The 17,314-nt window shown below is 63.8% G+C and carries 16 protein-coding genes; 10 read left to right on the top strand and 6 right to left on the bottom strand.

Annotated features, from left to right (window positions below; all coding sequences use genetic code 11):
• Nucleotides 1-14: 14 nt before the first annotated feature.
• On the bottom strand, nt 15-416 hold the full coding sequence (locus GWQ44_RS05135; protein WP_199010626.1) for a GFA family protein: 402 nt from the start codon (nt 414-416) through the stop codon (nt 15-17).
• A gap of 319 nt (nt 417-735) precedes the next feature.
• On the opposite strand from GWQ44_RS05135, the gene GWQ44_RS05140 reads away from it, so the two are divergent.
• From GWQ44_RS05140 to GWQ44_RS05180, 9 genes are all read left to right on the top strand, one after another.
• Nucleotides 736-2,043 carry a CitMHS family transporter gene (locus GWQ44_RS05140; RefSeq protein WP_102881461.1) on the top strand — a complete coding sequence of 436 codons (1,308 nt, stop codon included), beginning with the start codon at nt 736-738 and terminating at the stop codon, nt 2,041-2,043.
• Between the two features lie 67 nt (nt 2,044-2,110).
• A complete protein-coding gene (locus GWQ44_RS05145; protein ID WP_016963723.1) occupies nt 2,111-2,878 on the top strand; it encodes a TerC family protein in 768 nt (255 codons plus the stop codon).
• A gap of 216 nt (nt 2,879-3,094) precedes the next feature.
• On the top strand, nt 3,095-4,753 hold the full coding sequence (locus GWQ44_RS05150; protein WP_016963724.1) for a Na/Pi cotransporter family protein: 1,659 nt from the start codon (nt 3,095-3,097) through the stop codon (nt 4,751-4,753).
• A 56-nt stretch (nt 4,754-4,809) separates the two neighbouring features.
• Nucleotides 4,810-6,204, top strand: coding sequence for an insulinase family protein (locus GWQ44_RS05155; RefSeq protein ID WP_275926796.1), 1,395 nt, complete (start codon nt 4,810-4,812; stop codon nt 6,202-6,204).
• 154 nt (nt 6,205-6,358) lie between these two features.
• Nucleotides 6,359-7,402: a DUF5924 family protein gene (locus GWQ44_RS05160; protein ID WP_275926797.1), complete on the top strand. Its 1,044-nt coding sequence runs from the start codon at nt 6,359-6,361 to the stop codon at nt 7,400-7,402.
• A gap of 54 nt (nt 7,403-7,456) precedes the next feature.
• Entirely contained in the window at nt 7,457-8,605 is a 1,149-nt protein-coding gene (locus GWQ44_RS05165; RefSeq protein WP_275926798.1) for an ABC transporter permease, read from the top strand.
• Nucleotides 8,602-9,405: an ATP-binding cassette domain-containing protein gene (locus GWQ44_RS05170; RefSeq protein WP_016963728.1), complete on the top strand. Its 804-nt coding sequence runs from the start codon at nt 8,602-8,604 to the stop codon at nt 9,403-9,405. The genes GWQ44_RS05165 and GWQ44_RS05170 overlap by 4 nt, the downstream gene beginning before the upstream one ends.
• 1 nt (nt 9,406) lies before the next feature.
• The gene (locus GWQ44_RS05175; protein ID WP_275926799.1) at nt 9,407-10,345 is read left to right on the top strand and encodes an MlaD family protein; all 939 of its coding nucleotides are present in this window, start codon (nt 9,407-9,409) and stop codon (nt 10,343-10,345) included.
• Entirely contained in the window at nt 10,342-10,971 is a 630-nt protein-coding gene (locus tag GWQ44_RS05180; protein WP_179598875.1) for an ABC-type transport auxiliary lipoprotein family protein, read from the top strand. The genes GWQ44_RS05175 and GWQ44_RS05180 overlap by 4 nt, the downstream gene beginning before the upstream one ends.
• Nucleotides 10,972-11,043: 72 nt before the next feature.
• On the opposite strand, the gene GWQ44_RS05185 is transcribed toward GWQ44_RS05180, so the two are convergent.
• The 5 genes from GWQ44_RS05185 to GWQ44_RS05205 form a co-directional block, all read right to left on the bottom strand.
• Nucleotides 11,044-12,273 carry a spore maturation protein gene (locus GWQ44_RS05185; RefSeq protein ID WP_275926800.1) on the bottom strand — a complete coding sequence of 410 codons (1,230 nt, stop codon included), beginning with the start codon at nt 12,271-12,273 and terminating at the stop codon, nt 11,044-11,046.
• A 176-nt stretch (nt 12,274-12,449) separates the two neighbouring features.
• On the bottom strand, nt 12,450-13,781 hold the full coding sequence (gene gltP, locus GWQ44_RS05190; RefSeq protein WP_016963957.1) for a glutamate/aspartate:proton symporter GltP: 1,332 nt from the start codon (nt 13,779-13,781) through the stop codon (nt 12,450-12,452).
• A gap of 744 nt (nt 13,782-14,525) precedes the next feature.
• Nucleotides 14,526-14,993 (bottom strand): inhibitor of vertebrate lysozyme family protein, encoded by a 468-nt coding sequence (locus GWQ44_RS05195; RefSeq protein ID WP_047306776.1) that lies wholly within the window; start codon nt 14,991-14,993, stop codon nt 14,526-14,528.
• Nucleotides 14,994-14,995: 2 nt separating this feature from the next.
• Entirely contained in the window at nt 14,996-15,160 is a 165-nt protein-coding gene (locus GWQ44_RS05200) for a DUF1328 domain-containing protein (protein ID WP_002555679.1), read from the bottom strand.
• Between the two features lie 81 nt (nt 15,161-15,241).
• Nucleotides 15,242-15,526, bottom strand: coding sequence for a hypothetical protein (locus GWQ44_RS05205; RefSeq protein ID WP_199010621.1), 285 nt, complete (start codon nt 15,524-15,526; stop codon nt 15,242-15,244).
• A gap of 441 nt (nt 15,527-15,967) precedes the next feature.
• On the opposite strand from GWQ44_RS05205, the gene algB reads away from it, so the two are divergent.
• Nucleotides 15,968-17,314: a sigma-54-dependent response regulator transcription factor AlgB gene (gene algB, locus GWQ44_RS05210; protein WP_016963951.1), complete on the top strand. Its 1,347-nt coding sequence runs from the start codon at nt 15,968-15,970 to the stop codon at nt 17,312-17,314.

Consider the following 17,314-nt stretch of genomic DNA (forward strand, 5'->3'; position numbering starts at 1 on the left):
GCCTGCGGCAGCGGCTACAGGGTTTCCTGCGGTTCTTGCGGCAGGTGCTCATCCAGATGCAGCCAGGGCAGGCGGCTGTCGGTCCAGATGTGCCGCTCCGCCGGGGCCAGCTCCGGGTGGTCCAGGGTGGCGATGGTGACATCGATGCTGTCCGGGCTCAGGTGGGTGACCAACGCCAGGTGAGCACCACAGTTGTCGCAGAAATAGCGCGCACAACTTGCAGAAGAGTCGTAGCAGGCGGGAACCCCTTGCAGCCACTTGAAGGCCGAGGCGGGCAGGGTGATCCAGGTGGTCACCAGGCCGCCACTGACCCGGCGGCAGATCGAACAATGGCAGTGGGCGATATCCCGCAGTGGCCCGCTGAACTGGTAGCGCAGCCGCCCGCAGTGGCAGCCTCCGCAGTGCAACTCACTCATGTGCATGCCTCCTGTGGGCCCATGCCCGTCACTTTATGCCGCTGGTCGCCTGCGGCAACATCCGCCGGTTCCTTTCAATGACGAAAGCTGGCTGAAAGCTTCCCCGATTAGGATCGCCTCCACTACCGGCAACAGACCGGTTGGCCACAGCGGGCGTTTCTCGCGCTCCCGGCCCTATTAACAACAACAATGGTGATTCTGATGTCCGCTCGTACCCGCCTGTTCGCTTCGACTCCTCCCGTACGCCTCGTGCTTGCCGTTCTGCGCTGATCCCACCCGGTTCGCCATTCCCTAGCCGCGCTACGCCTGGAGTATTCCCATGCTGACTTTCCTTGGCTTTGCCATGGTCATCACCTTCATGTTCCTGATCATGACCAAGCGCCTGTCGGCGCTGATCGCGCTGATCATCGTACCCATCCTGTTCGCCCTGTTCGGCGGTTTCGCGCCGAAGATCGGCCCGATGATGCTCGAAGGCATCACCAAGCTGGCGCCCACCGGCGTGATGCTGATGTTCGCCATTCTGTATTTCGCCCTGATGATCGACTCCGGGCTGTTCGACCCGGCGGTGCGCAAGATCCTCAAGCTGGTCAAGGGCGACCCGCTGAAGGTTTCGGTGGGCACCGCGGTGCTGGCCCTGGTGGTGTCCCTGGACGGTGACGGCGCCACCACCTACATGATCTGCGTGGCCGCCATGCTGCCGCTGTACAGTCGCATCGGCATGAGCCCGCGGATCATGGCCGGGCTGATCATTCTCGCCGGCGGGGTGATGAACATGACCCCCTGGGGCGGCCCCACCGCCCGGGCCGCCAGCGCCCTGCACGTGGACCCCTCGGACATCTTCGTGCCGATGATCCCAGCGATGCTGGCCGGCGTGGTGGCGATCCTGGCGATCGCCTACCTGTACGGCAAACGTGAGCGTGCACGCCTGGGTGAACTGCACCTGGCGGGCGACGAGATCGACCACAGCGAAATCAGCGTCTCGCAATACCCCGACGCGCGTCGACCGAAGCTGATCTGGTTCAACGGAGCCCTGACCTTCGCCCTGATGTGCGCGCTGATCGCCGGACTGCTGCCGCTGCCGGTGCTGTTCATGGTGGCCTTCAGTATTGCCATGATCGTCAACTACCCCTGCCTGCAGCAGCAGAAGGACCGGGTCGCGGCCCACGCCGGCAGCGTGCTGGCGGTGGTCGGGCTGATCTTCGCCGCGGGTATCTTCACCGGCATCCTGTCGGGCACCGGCATGGTCGATGCCATGTCCAAGAGCCTGCTGGCGGTCATTCCGGAAGCACTGGGGCCGTACCTTGCGGTGATCACAGCGCTGGTGAGCATGCCGTTCACCTTCTTCATGTCCAACGATGCCTTCTACTACGGCGTGCTGCCGGTGCTGGCCGAAGCCGCCAGCCACTACGGCATCACCGCGGTGGAAATGGCCCGGGCGTCGATCGTCGGCCAACCGGTGCACCTGCTCAGCCCGCTGGTACCCTCGACCTATCTGTTGGTGGCCCTGGCCGGCATCGAGTTCGGCGACCATCAGCGCTTCACCCTCAAGTGGGCAGTGCTGGTCTGCCTGTGCATAATGTTCGCCGCTTTGCTGATGGGGATCTTTCCGCTGTTCAGCACGCTGTAAAGGCAATGATTCCCCGCCCGGGCCGGTTCCACGGCCCGGGCCATAACACTCGCGCAAAGGACTACACATGGAATGGCTGACCAACCCGGAAATCTGGGTTGCCTTCTTTACCCTGACTGCCCTGGAGATCGTCCTGGGCATCGACAACATCATCATGATCTCGATCCTGGTCAGCCGCATGCCCAAGCACATGCAGGCACGCACCCGGATCTTCGGTCTGGCGCTGGCCATGGTCACGCGGATTCTGTTGCTGCTGTCGATCACCTGGGTCATGCGCCTCACGGCCGACCTGTTCGTGGTCTTTGGCCAGGGCATTTCCGGGCGTGACCTGATCCTGTTCTTCGGCGGCCTGTTCCTGCTGTGGAAAAGCTCCCAGGAGATGTACCACGCCCTGGAAGGCGAGGACGAAACCCTGGACGAGCCCAAGGGCGCTGGCGGCAAGTTCCTCTACACCATCATCCAGATCGCGATCATCGACATCGTCTTCTCCCTGGATTCGGTGATCACCGCGGTGGGCATGGTTTCCCACGTGCCGGTGATGGTGGCGGCCATCATCGTCGCCGTGCTGGTGATGATGCTGGCGGCCGGGACCATCAGCGAGTTCATCGACAAGCACCCGTCGCTGAAGATGCTCGCGCTGTCGTTCCTGCTGGTGGTGGGTACGGTGCTGATCGCCGAAGCCTTCGACGTACACGTGCCAAAAGGCTACGTCTACTTCGCCATGGCCTTCTCCCTGGCGGTGGAAGCCATCAACATCAAGATGCGCACCGCCATCGCGAAGAAGAAAAAACAGCAGGATCCGGTGAAACTGCGCAAGGACGTTCCCGGTCAATAACCGCGAATCTGCGTAAGGAAAAAGGGGCTTTCGAGCCCCTTTTTCACGTCTGCAGCCGGTTGTTTTCATGACGGTTTTGTTTCAAACGCCGGTTGAGCTATGCGATGCTGGCGCCCCGTGCGTTAGCCAACTACAGCTTAGATACATAACCTAGAACCGCGCGCGACAACGTCCACTGGCCCCGCTTGGGGCTCTTCACCCCAGGGGGGCCGTCTCATGCTGACCCTGCTCAATCTGCTTTCCGCCGTGGCCTTGCTGATCTGGGGCACGCATATCGTCCGTACCGGCATCCTGCGGGTCTACGGCTCCAACCTGCGCCATGTGATCGGCCAGAACATGGCCCGGCGACCGCTGGCCTTCGTTGCCGGCATCCTGGTGACGGCCATGGTCCAGAGCAGCAACGCCACGGCGATGCTGGTGACCTCCTTTGTCGGCCAGGGCCTGATGGCCCTGACTCCGGCGCTGGCGACCATGCTCGGCGCCGATGTCGGCACCGCGCTGATGGCCCGGGTGCTGACCTTCGACCTGTCCTGGCTGTCGCCGCTGCTGATCTTCCTCGGGGTGATCTTCTTCCTCTCGCGCAAGCAGACCCGCGCCGGCCAGCTGGGCCGGGTCGGCATCGGCCTGGGGCTGATCATCCTGGCCCTGCAACTGATCGTCGAAGCCGCCGCGCCGATCACCCACGCCCAAGGGGTGAAGGTGCTGTTCGCCTCGCTGACCGGCGACATCCTTCTGGATGCCCTGATGGGCGCGGTATTTGCCATGGTGTCCTACTCCAGCCTGGCGGCAGTGCTGCTCACCGCCACCCTGGCCGGGGCCGGCGTCATCAGCCTGCCGGTGGCCATCGGCCTGGTGATCGGCGCCAACATCGGCAGCGGGGTGCTGGCCTTCCTCGGCACCAGCATGCAAAACGCCGCCGGTCGCCAGGTGGCCCTGGGCAGCCTGCTGTACAAGCTGATCGGCCTGCTGCTGATCATTCCGGTGCTCGACCCCCTGGCCCACTGGATGGACAGCCTGGACTTCAGCCCCCAGGAAGTGGTGATCGGTTTCCACCTGCTGTACAACACCGCGCGCTGCCTGTTGCTGCTGCCCAGTGTCGGCCCCATGGCCCGGCTCTGCAGCTGGCTGCTGCCGGAGCGGCCCCAGGACAACGGCCGCGCACGCCCACGGCACCTGGACCCGGCCGCCCTGGCCACCCCGAGCCTGGCCCTGGCCAACGCCGCCCGGGAAACCCTGCGCATCGGCGATCTGATCGACAACATGCTGGAAGCCATGCGCGATGTGCTGCGGGGCAAACAGACCGCCATCACCCAGGAGCTGCGTGCCCTGAGCGACGACGTCGAAGCGCTGTACAGCGCCATCAAGCTGTACCTGGCGCAAATGCCCCGGGAAGACCTCAGCGAGCAGGACAGCCGGCGCTGGGCGGAAATCATCGAACTGGCAATCAACCTCAAGCTGGCCAGCGACCTGATCGAGCGCATGCTGCGCAAGGTCCAGCAGCAAAAGACCTCGCAACGCCGCTCCTTCTCCGAAGTGGGCCTGGAGGAGCTGACCGGGCTGCACGCGCAACTGATCGCCAACCTGCGCCTGGGGCTCTCGGTGTTTCTCAGCGCCGACCCGGAAAGCGCCCGGCAACTGCTGCGGGAGAAGCGCCGCTTCCGCGCCCAGGAACGACGCCTGGCCCACGCCCACGTCAGCCGCCTGCAGCGCAAGATCGTGCAGAGCATCGAGACCAGCTCCCTGCACCTGGAGCTGATCGCCGACATGAAGCGTCTCAACTCACTGTTCTGCAGCAGCGCCTACGTGGTCTTGGAAACCTCGGACACCGGGGCGCTGGAAGTCGAGGACATGACTGACATCACCCATTCACCCTGAACGTCCAGAGTTATCTGAAGTCTCTAAAACTTACGCACGCCGTAAGGAAGCTTGTTATGCGTTGTCTGTTATTCGCCTGCCTGTTGCTGGGCAGTGCACAAGGGTGGGCCCTGGATCGTTTCCAGGTCGAAGGCTATACCCTGCCCAACGGCCTGCAGCTGCTGCTCAAGCCCGGTAGCGAACGCGGCCACGTGGCGATCCGCCTGGTGGTGGGGGTCGGCCTGGACGATTTCCCCTGTACCGACAAGGAGCTGCCGCACCTGTTGGAACACCTGCTGTTCAGTGGCATCGACGCCAGCGGCGAAGGCGGCCTGGAAGAACGCATGCAAGCCCTGGGCGGCGAGTGGAATGCCTACACCAGCAACGCCGATACCACTTTCGTCATCGAGGCCCCGGCGAGAAACCAGCGCAAGGTCCTCGACCTGCTGCTGTCGCTGCTGACCCGCACCCGCCTTGACGACCAAGCCGTGGCCGCCGCCAAGCAGGTGGTGGAGCGTGAAGACGGCGGCCATTACTCGCACCTGCAACGCTGGCTCGACCGCCAGGACCTGGGCCACAAGGCCGGCAACCAGCTGGCGGTGGAACTGGGGCTCAAATGCGCCGAGCGCGCCGAGGTCGGGCACCTGACCCTGGCCCAGCTGGAGCAGGTACGTAAGGACTGGTACGCGCCCAACAACATGACCCTGATCGTGGTTGGCGAACTGGATCGCCTGTTGCCGGCCTACCTGGAACGCACCTACGGCGCCCTGGTTCCGGTGGAGCCCAGCGAGCACCCCGACTTGCCGCAGATCCAGGGCACGGCCGCCGCCGAGCGCAACCTGATCCATGGCTGGGTAGGGCAGAGCGCACAGTTGCACTGGCTGTTTCCCGAACCCCTGCTGGAGCAGCAACACGACGAGACGTTCGACCTGCTCAAGGACTACCTGGACTGGGCGCTGTACCGCCAACTGCGCCTGGAGCACGAACTGTCCTACGGCCCCTGGAGCGATCGGGAGGTCTTCGGTGGGGTAGGGTTTCTCAGCCTCAACGCCGACCTGGAACGCGATGCGCTGCCCCAGGCCCGGCAGGTGGTCGAACAGCTCAAGGCGCGCCTGCTCAAGGACGGCCTCGACCCGGCCACCTTCGAGCGCCTGAAACAGGCCGCCATCGACCGCCAGGCCTGGGCGGTGCAAGGCAACAGCGCTCTGGCGGACTACTACTGGAGCGCCCTGGGAGATTTCGACAACGGCCGTTTCAGCGACCCGGCCAAGCGCCTGCGCGCCGTCAGCCTGGAACAGGCCAATCAGGCCCTGAGGCAACTGCTGCAACAGCCGGGCTACCTGCGCATCGAAAAGCCGCTGCTGGGCGACGAACAACTGCTGTGGCTGGGCGCGGGCCTGCTGGGCCTGATCGTCTGCGCCAGCCTCGGCGCCTACCTGTGGCACCGCCGGCGTCCCGCACCTGCGCCGTAGTAGCAACCCAGGCATTGGCCGCGCAGCTTGCGGCCGACGGCGCGGCGCGGCCGGCTGTGTGGCACGCCGCAGCCGGAGCCAGCTCCCTCGCCACGGGCAGCGGCCAACGGTATCCTGTCGCGGTTTTTTCCTGCCCAGACTGTGACCCCGCCCGATGCCTAACCTGACCCTCTATATTCAGCGCCTTCTGGAACTGATCAAGCGCTACCCGGGGGTCATTGCGCTCGGCGGTTTCATCTCCGGAGTCGGCAGTTTCATCCTGGTGGACCGACAGCAGAGCCTGGCCTCGTGGATCGCCGTGATCCTGCTGGTGAGCTGGGTCTGGCTGATGCTGGAAAACAGCCTGACCCAGCTGTTCACCAAGGTCTTCAAGCGCGAGATCCCGCAGCCGCTGCTGCGTTACGCCACGCAGATGATCCACCAGGAAAGCCTGTTCTTCGTCCTGCCGTTCTTCTTCATCACCACCAGTTGGAACAGCGGCCAGCTGGTGTTCACCGGCTTGCTGGGAGCGGCGGCGCTGATTTCCATCACCGACCCGCTGTACTACAAATGGCTGGCCCCGCGGCGCTGGCTGTTCCTCGCCCTGCACACCCTGACCCTGTTCGCCGCCTTGCTCACCGCGCTGCCGCTGATCCTGCACCTGACCACGGCCCAGAGTTTCAAGCTGGCCCTGGGCATCGCCATGCTCCTGTCCTTCCCGAGCCTGGCGTCGATCCTGCCGATCCGCAGCCTGCGCAGTGCCCTGGCGGTGCTGGGCATCACCCTGGCCATCGGCGGCACCGGCTGGCTGCTGCGCTCCTGGGTGCCGCCGGCCACCCTGTGGCTGACCGAGGACGCCATCAGCACCCAGCTTCAGGACCGCACGCCGGGGGACAGCCTGGAACAGGTCAGCAGCCGCCAGGTGCGCAGCGACGGCTTGTACGCCTACACCGCGATCAACGCGCCCCGGGGCCTGGACGAACGCATCTATCACGTCTGGCAGTTCAACGGCAGCGAAGTGGACCGCATCGCCCTGGACATCCACGGCGGGCGCAAGGAGGGCTACCGCGCCTGGTCCCACAAGCAGAACTTCCCGGCCAACCCGGCGGGCAACTGGCAGGTCCGGGTCATCACCGAGGACGGGCAGGTGATTGGCGTGCTGCGCTTCGAGATCACCGATCCAGATCAAGATGCGGCCAAGAGCGGCGAGGCAAAGTAACGGGGATCGTGCTATTACGTAGCACTGCGCAATCGCCCCACAAGCTCGGAGCTTATGAATACCCGCATGACGCCCGGCACCGCTCAACTGGACAACGCCCACTCTCCGGCGCAACTGCGCATCGGCGGCGACTGGACGCTGGCCCACTACAGCGACCTCAAGCGCCTCTGCCAGAGCCTCGACGGCCACTACGACAGCAGCACCCACATCGACCTCAATGGCCTGGGAGCCCTGGACACCGCCGGTGCCTCGCTGCTGGTGGAACTGCTGGGCTCCGAACGCCTGGGCCAGTCCGCTGAACACCCAGGCTGCACCCTGTCCAGCGCTGATCGCGCACTGCTGCACACGGTCTACAGCTCGCTCAACGACTTCTGCGTGCCGGTCAAGGAAGCGGAAATCTCGGTCAGCGTGCAACTGCTTTCGCGCATTGGCAGCGCGGTCTATACCGTCTGGCAGGACACCCTGAAGGTCCTGGGCTTTATCGGCCTGATCCTCGAAACCCTGGCCCGCGGCCTGCTGCGCCCCAAAAGCTGGCGCATCACCCCGGTGGTGGCGCACATCGAACAGACCGGCCTCGACGCCGCCCCCATCGTCGCCCTGCTGACCTTCCTGGTGGGGGCGGTGGTGGCCTTTCTCGGGGCCACGGTGCTGGCCAACTTCGGTGCCAGCATCTTTACCGTGGACCTGGTGGCGTTTTCCTTCCTGCGGGAATTCGGCGTGTTGCTGACCGCGATCCTCATGGCCGGGCGCACCGCCAGTGCCTTCACCGCGCAGATCGGCTCGATGAAGGCCAACGAAGAGATCGATGCGATCCGTACCCTGGGCCTGGACCCGATGGAGCTGCTGGTGTTGCCCCGGGTCCTGGCGTTGCTGGTGGCGCTGCCGATGCTGACCTTCCTGGCGATGCTCTCGGGGATCATTGGCGGCGCCGTGGTCTGTGCCCTGTCCCTGGATATCTCGCCGGCGATGTTCCTGTCGCTGCTGCATTCGGACATCGGCGTTAAGCACTTCCTGCTGGGCCTGGTGAAGGCGCCGATCTTCGCTTTCCTGATCGCCGCCATCGGCTGCCTGGAAGGCTTCAAGGTCAGCGGCAGCGCCGAGTCGGTGGGCGCCCACACCACCTCCAGCGTGGTGCAGTCGATCTTCGTGGTGATCGTCATCGACGCCGTGGCCGCGCTGTTCTTCATGGAGATGGGCTGGTGAGCCGCCCGCCACGCGCGCCTGCCAAGGCGGTGATCGAAGTGCGCGGCCTGTGCAACCGCTTCGGCAAGCAGAGCGTGCACGAGAACCTCGATCTGGACGTGTACCAGGGCGAGATCCTCGGCGTGGTCGGCGGCTCCGGCAGCGGCAAGTCGGTGCTGCTGCGCAGCATCGTCGGCCTGCGCCAGCCCAGCGAAGGCTCGGTGCGGGTCTTCGGCCAGGACCTGCCGAGCCTGCCGGAACAACAGCGCTCGCTAATCGAGCGGCGCTTCGGCGTGCTATTCCAGAAGGGCGCGCTGTTCACCTCGCTGACGGTGACCGAGAACGTCGCCCTGCCACTGATCGAGCATGCCGGGCTGTCTCGCGCCGACGCCGAACACCTGGCGGCGGTGAAACTGGCCCTGGCTGGGTTGCCACTGTCGGCGGCGGACAAATACCCGGCCTCGCTGTCCGGCGGCATGATCAAGCGTGCGGCCCTGGCCCGCGCCCTGGCCCTGGACCCGGACATCCTGTTTCTCGACGAACCCACCGCCGGCCTCGACCCGGTGGGCGCCGCCGCCTTCGACCAGTTGATCCTGACCCTGCGCGATGCCCTGGGCCTGAGCGTGTTCCTGGTCACCCACGACCTGGACACCCTCTACACCATCACCGACCGGGTGGCGGTGCTGGCGCAGAAAAAGGTGCTGGTGGCGGACGCCATCGATGTGGTTGCCGACACCCCGGACGAATGGATTCACCAGTACTTCCATGGCCCACGCGGCCGCGCGGCCTACCAGGCCGCTACACAGACCAACGAGGGATGACATGGAAACCCGAGCCCATCATGTACTGATCGGCCTGTTCACCGTGATCGTGGTGGCCGGCGCCCTGCTGTTCGGCCTGTGGCTGGCCAAGTCCAGCGTCGACAGCGCCTTCCAAGACTACCAGATCGTCTTCAACGAGGCGGTCAGCGGCCTGTCCAAGGGCAGTGCCGTGCAATACAGCGGGATCAAGGTCGGCGATGTGGTCAACCTGCGCCTGGATCCCAAGGACCCGCGCCGGGTGCTGGCGCAGATCCGCCTGGGCAGTGAAACGCCGATCAAGGAAGACACCCAGGCCAAGCTGGCCCTGACCGGCATCACCGGCACCTCGATCATCCAGCTCAGCGGTGGCACGCCGCAAAGCCCGCCGCTCAAGGGCAAGGATGGCCACCTGCCAACCATCATCGCCTCGCCGTCGCCCATCGCCCGCCTGCTGAACAACAGCAACGACCTGATGACCGGGGTCAACCTGCTGCTGCACAACGCCAACCGCATGTTCTCCCCGGACAACGTGGAACGGGTCAGCAACACCCTGGACAACCTGCAGAAAACCTCGGCCAGCATCGCCGGGCAACGTGATGACCTGCGCCAGCTGATGCAGCAACTGGGCACCATCAGCAAGCAGACCAGCGCCATGCTGGAACAGACCACTGCGCTGATGCGCAACGCCAACGGCCTGCTCAGCGACCAGGGGCAGCAGATGGTCGGCAGCGCAGCACTAGCCATGCGCAACCTGGAGCACAGCAGCGCCACCCTGAACAAGCTGCTGAGCGACAACCAGGACTCGCTGAACAACGGCATGCAGGGCCTCAATGGCCTGGCGCCAGCGGTGCGCGAGCTGCGTGAAACCCTGAGCTCGCTGCGAGCCATCACCCGCCGCCTGGAAGCCAACCCCGGCGGTTATCTGCTGGGTAACGAGAAAAACAAGGAGTTCACGCCATGAAGCGTGCCTGTCGCCTGTTTGCCCCCCTGGCCTTGAGTGCCGCCCTGGCCCTGACCGGCGCCTGCTCGATCCTGCCCAAGGGCGAGCCACTGGACGTCTATCGGCTGCCGGTGAACCAGGCTGGCGCCACGGCCCCGAGCCAGTCCCTGCCGTGGTCCTTGCAGCTGCTCAAGCCCCAGGCCAGCGACGCGCTGAACAGCGCGCGGATCGCGGTGCTGCCCCAGGGCAACCTGATCAGCAGCTACAAGGCTTCGCGCTGGAGCGACCCGGCGCCGATCCTGCTGCGCAACCGCCTGCTGGATGGTTTCCAGCGCGATGGCCGGGTGCAGCTGTTGAGCACCGACGACAGCAACCTGCAGACCGACCTGGCCCTGGGCGGCGACCTGCAAGCCTTCCAGACCGAATACCAGGGCAACAACGCCCAGGTGGTGATCCGCCTGGATGCGCGGCTGATTCGTGGCAATGACCAGAAGATCCTCGCCAGTCGACGCTTTGAAGTGCGCCAGCCGCTGGCTGAAACCGGAGTGCCGGCGGTGGTGACGGGATTTGGCCAGGCCAGCGATGCGCTGACCCGGCAGGTGGTGGATTGGGCGGTGGGGCAGGGCAATCGGGCGCTCAAGCATTGAGCGCCCATTCGCCGGCAAGCCGGCTCCTACGGATGGTGTAGGAGCCGGCTTGCCGGCCAAGGCTCGGTCAACTCAGCCAAAGAACCAGTAGCAAACCGCAATCGCCGCCACCACGCCGGCGAACTCCGCCAGCAAGGCACAGCCCACGGCGTGCCGCACCCGCTGGATACCCACCGCGCCGAAATACACCGCCAGCACATAGAAGGTGGTTTCGGTGCTGCCCTGGATGGTTGCCGCCACCAGCGCCGGGAAGCTGTCCACGCCCTGGGTCTTCATGGTTTCGATCAGCATCGCTCGCGCCGCACTGCCGGAGAACGGCTTGACCATGGCGGTGGGCAGGGCGCCGACGAAGCGCGTGTCCCAACCGGCCCAGGCCACCAGGTGGCGAATACCGTCAAGACCGAAGTCCAGCGCCCCGGAAGCGCGCAGCACGCCGATGGCGCAGAGCATGGCCACCAGGTACGGCAAGAGGTTCTTGGCAACCTCGAAGCCTTCCTTGGCGCCTTCGACAAAGGCCTCGTAGACCTTGACCTTGCGCAGCGCGCCGATCACCAGAAACAGCATGATCAGGCCAAACAGCGTGAGGTTGCCGAGGATCGACGACAGCGACGCCAGGGCGCTGGCCGACAGGGTCGCCAGCAAGGCCATGAAGGCGCCCAGGGCCAGGGCCCCGGGGATCAGGTAGGCCAGCACCACCGGGTCCCACAAGCGCAGGCGCTGCATCACCGTCACCGACAGCAGGCCCACCAGGGTCGAGGCACTGGTGGCCAGCAGAATCGGCAGGAACACCAGGGTCGGGTCGGCCGCGCCTTGCTGGGCGCGGTACATGAAGATGGTCACCGGCAGCAGGGTCAGGGACGAGGCATTGAGCACCAGGAACAGGATCTGCGCATTGCTGGCGGTGGTGGCGCTGGGATTGAGTTCCTGCAGCGCGCGCATGGCCTTGAGGCCGATCGGCGTGGCGGCGTTGTCCAGGCCCAGGCCGTTGGCGGCAAAATTCAGGGTGATCAGGCCCAGGGCCGGGTGACCGGGCGGCACCTCCGGCATCAGGCGCTTGAACAGCGGGCCCAGGACCTTGGCCAACCATTCGACAATGCCGGCCTTCTCGGCGATCCGCAGAAAGCCCAGCCACAGGGTCAGGGTGCCGAACAGCAGCACCATCACCTCGACCGACAGCTTGGCCATGGCGAAGATGCTTTCCACCATGGCGGCGAAGATTCCGGCGTTGCCGCCCACCAGCCACTGCGCCAGGGCGGACACGGTCGCGACGATAAAGAAGCCAAGCCACAGGCCATTGAGCATCGGTCATACCCCTCGAAAGATGCGGCGAATGATAGCGGGGCGGGCAGAAACGACAAACCCCGGATCAACCGGGGTCTGTCATCTGTAGGAGCCGGCTTGCCGGCGAAGGCGAGCGTCAGGCATGCGCAGGGCTTGGGGCCTCTTCGCTGGCAAGCCAGCTCCTACGCAGCAGGCGCTTAGCCCTTGGTGGTTTCGCCGGCTGGCAGCGGCTCTTTGCTGCGCCAGTGCGGCAGGGAGTTCCAGTAGCGCTGGCCCTTGGCGTCGTCGTACATGCCTTCCCAACGCGCGATGACCAGTACCGCCAGGGCGTTGCCGATCACGTTCAGGGCGGTACGCGCCATGTCCATCACCCGGTCGACACCGGCGATGAAGGCCAGGCCTTCCAGCGGAATGCCCACGCTGCCCAGGGTCGCCAGCAGCACCACGAAGGACACGCCCGGAACCCCGGCGATGCCTTTGGAGGTGACCATCAGGGTCAGCACCAGCAGCAGTTGCTGGCTGATGGACAGGTCGATGCCGTATAGCTGGGCGATGAAGATCGCCGCGATGGACTGGTACAGGGTCGAACCGTCGAGGTTGAAGGAGTAGCCGGTTGGCACCACGAAGCTGCAGATGGCTTTCGGCGCGCCGTAGGCTTCCATCTTCTCGATCACCCGCGGCAGCACGGTTTCCGAGCTGGCGGTGGAGTAGGCGAGCACCAGCTCATCCTTGAAGATGCGCATCAGCTTGAGCACCGAGAAGCCGAACAGGCGGGCAATCAGGCCGAGGATCACGAAGGCGAAGAAAGCGATGGCCACGTAGACCAGGATCACCAGCTTGGCCAACGGCAGCAGAGAGGCGAAACCGAAGTTGGCGACGGTCACCGAGATCAAGGCAAACACACCAATCGGCGCGTAGTTCATGATCATGTGGGTGACTTTGAACATGCTCTCGGAGACGCCCTGGAACATCTTCACCAGCGGCTCGCGCAGATCGGACTGCAGGCTCGACAGGCCCAGGCCGAACAGCACCGAGAAGAAAATGATCGGCAGCATCTCGCCACGGGCCATGGCCGCGAAGATGTTCGACGGAATCAGGTTGAGAATGGTCTCGATGAACGCGTGTTCATGCTGCACTTCGGCGGCGGTGGCCTGGTACTTGGAAATGTCCACGGTACCCAGGGTGCTCATGTCGATGCCCGCGCCCGGATGGAACAGGTTGGCCAGCAGCAGGCCGACGACGATGGCGATGGTGGTGACGATTTCGAAGTAGATGATGGTCTTCAGACCGATGCGGCCAAGTTTCTTGGCGTCGCCGACACCGGCAATGCCGACGATCAGCGAGGAGATGACGATCGGGATCACGATCATCTTGATCAAGCGGATAAAGATATCGCCCGCAGGTTGCAGGACGTTGCTGACCCACCAGGCTTTTTCAGCACTGAAATGATTGAGCAGCGCGCCAATCGCAATCCCCAGGACCAGACCAATGAGGATCTGCCAGGCGAGGCTTAATTTTGCCTTCTTCATATCATTACCCTTACTTCAGTTGGACTCGGGCTGATGCGCGAACTGGAACGCTCAATGGCGGAAAAGTTTGTGCATCGGCCCCCGTATAAGGTCATCCCGAGCGAGCATTTACAGCTCTGTGCGGGCGAAAAAAGGCGCAACTATTCCGATGCAAGGGGGGAACGTCTAATGCCGTAAACGCCTACCCTATGCCGAATCGGCATGAGTTTTTCCAAATAAAACGAGCGTCCCAACCGGTTCGAATACGACATTTCGGCAGGCATAAATGCCGTGAAACAGCCATTTCAGGCGGCGTGCAGGCATGTCTGGAAGGTCAGGAAAAGATCGTAAAAAACATGGGAATGTTCTGATTCGGTCGCCAGGAAACCCTGGGATTATTCCGCAAAGTTTCTCGATATACGGTCGCAGAGAAACACCCGGAAACGTTTGATCGGGGTCAAAGGAAGATTTTTTTCAGGATTCGCTTCGGTGTAGATGCAGCAACAGCTCTAGAACAGGTCTTTGCCCATTCAAGCACGCCGCAAGCCCTTCAAGTCGATGACGACTTGAGAGCTTGCGCCGCCGCTCTTTCCTGACCCGGCCCTTGCGGAGGTACTCCCTGTACCCCTAGGTCACTCCGATCATGCAAGCATCAGAACATCCCGGCCCCTTGGTCATGCACGCGCCTTCCTCGGGCGGTGCAAAGTCGAAAGCGCCGGGGCGGCCCTTTCGCCTGTCTGTTATGCAATATCGGCAATACCGGACTCAGTACCAGTTCGGATCCTTGCGCAATTGCTCTTGCAGCAAAGCCTGCATGCCTTCGTCCGGCTTACCGAGGAAACGGTAACTGGCATGCCGCGTCGGCGACTTGTCCGCGGGCAGGCCGGCCGGTACTTCGACCCACAAGGCATAGGCATGCTTCTTGTCGAAGCTGAAGGCAACGATCAGCCGCTGGTTCTGACAGCTCTGCGCGGTTTCGCACAGCGGTCCGACCAAGTACTGATCGCCCCCCTCGGTCACGGCGTTCATCTGTTGTGGAGCATCACCCGACAGGTTCATCACCCATTCGGGCAGTCGCTCCTCCTGATGCACGACCTTCTGCCAGGTTTCACGAAACTGCGGATCGGAACCCAGCAGCTGGTTGGCGCGGGCCTGGCCATCATTGTCCGCCGACGCCAGGGCGCTGACGCCCAGCAACAGCGCGGCGGCCAGGGTCTTCAACGAAGGACTCATGTTCAGCCTCGGCCACGACGGCCAAAGAAGAACGAAACGACGAACATCACCAGGAACACCACAAAGAGAATCTTGGCAATACCCGTGGCGGTGCCCGCGATACCACCGAAGCCCAGTACCGCAGCGACAATGGCAATGATCAGGAATGTGATTGCCCAGCTCAGCATGATGATTCTCCTTACTCTTCTATTAGTGATAGTGCCGGTGGAGCCGCCGGACGCCGCCTAATGCGGGCCGGCCCTTGGTGCCTAGAACACCCAGCGTTGCTGACGTGGCGCCTCAAGCGCCGGCTGCGCCTGATCGACGGCCATCAGTTGCACGGGCGTGGCGTCGTTGAGCTTGCTGCTCACCGAGCTGAAATGGGTCTGGGTGAAGTGATGGGCCGGCACCCGCGGGGCGGGCGCCTGACTGTCCTGCCAGCGCTGGTACTGTTGCCCGGCGATCAGAGTGACCAGCAACGCCAGACTGGCGAACAGACCTTGCTGAAGGTGCAGTGGCGCAATACGCAATTGGGCAAGACGTTGGCGATTCATCCTGAAACTCCTCCCACACTGGTGGCGATGTTGTTATGGAAGCCATGGCTCGTGCTTCGCTGATAGGAGGGTTATTGCAGTCTGCATGCCAGCTTTTCCGAAGGAAAAAATATCAATAAAATCAACGACTTAAATACAATCAAAAGAGCCGCCTGACACGCATCCTGCACGATGCACCCTGGCCGACCGTGCGAAATGCACGATCGACAGGGACCGCCTGGAGGGCTTTTTGATCTGAGGGGGAACTTTGCCGAGCGGCGGACAGCCTGATACAGACCCGTTGCATGCCAAGCATCTGTAAAACCCATTGAGTTTCAGTCGGTTAGCGATTTCGGCCGGAGATATCTAACCTGCATGCCGTGGAATCGATCAGAATCAACCTTGCAACTTGCCCGATTTATCTGGGACTAAATAAGACCATTCATTAAAGGAGCCTGGGAAATGGAGTCAGCGCCGGAGAATCAAGGCCGCATCCTGCTGGTGGATGACGAATCCGCCATCCTTCGCACCTTCCGTTACTGCCTGGAAGACGAAGGCTACACCGTGGCCACCGCCAACAGCGCAGCCCAGGCGGATGCGCTGCTGCAACGCCAGGTGTTCGACCTGTGCTTCCTCGACCTGCGCCTGGGCGAAGACAACGGCCTGGACGTGCTGGCCCAGATGCGCACCCAGGCGCCCTGGATGCGGGTGGTGATCGTCACCGCCCACTCCGCCGTGGATACCGCGGTGGACGCCATCCAGGCCGGTGCCGCCGATTACCTGGTCAAGCCCTGCAGCCCCGATCAACTGCGCCTGGCCACCGCCAAGCAACTGGAAGTGCGCCAGCTCTCGGCGCGCCTGGAAGCCCTGGAAGGTGAGGTGCGCAAGCCCAAGGACGGCCTGGACTCCCACAGCCCGGCGATGAAAGTGGTGCTGGAAACCGCGCGCCAGGTGGCCGGCACCGACGCCAACATTCTGATTCTCGGTGAGTCGGGCACCGGCAAGGGCGAACTGGCGCGGGCCATCCACGGCTGGAGCAAGCGGGCGAAGAAGTCCTGCGTGACCATCAACTGCCCATCCCTGACCGCCGAGCTGATGGAAAGCGAGCTGTTCGGCCACAGCCGCGGGGCCTTCACCGGAGCCAGCGAAAGCACCCTGGGCCGGGTCAATCAGGCCGACGGCGGCACCCTGTTCCTCGATGAGATCGGCGACTTTCCCCTGACCCTGCAACCCAAGCTGCTGCGCTTCATCCAGGACAAGGAATACGAACGCGTCGGCGACCCGGTGACTCGCCGGGCCGATGTGCGGATTCTTGCCGCCACCAACCTAAACCTTGAAGACATGGTGCGCGACGGGCGCTTTCGCGAAGACCTGCTGTACCGCCTGAACGTGATCACCCTGCACCTGCCGCCCCTGCGCGAACGCAGCGAAGACATCCTGACCCTGGCCGATCGCTTCCTCGCACGCTTCGTCAAAGAGTATTCGCGACCGGCCCGGGGCTTTTGCGACGAAGCCCGGGAAGCCCTGCTCAACTATCGCTGGCCGGGCAACATCCGCGAGCTGCGCAACGTGGTGGAACGGGCAAGCATCATCTGTCCCCAGGAACGGGTGGAGATCATCCACCTGGGCATGGCCGAGCAACCCACCAACAATGCCCCGCGGATCGGTGCCGCGCTGAGCCTGGACGAGCTGGAAAAGGCCCATATCGGCGCGGTCCTGGCCACCAGCGACACCCTGGACCAAGCGGCCAAGACCCTGGGCATCGACGCCTCGACCCTGTACCGCAAACGCAAACAGTACAACCTGTGA

The organism is Pseudomonas sp. 3MA1, assembly GCF_029237275.1.
Taxonomy (GTDB): Bacteria; Pseudomonadota; Gammaproteobacteria; order Pseudomonadales; family Pseudomonadaceae; genus Aquipseudomonas; species Aquipseudomonas fluorescens_AP.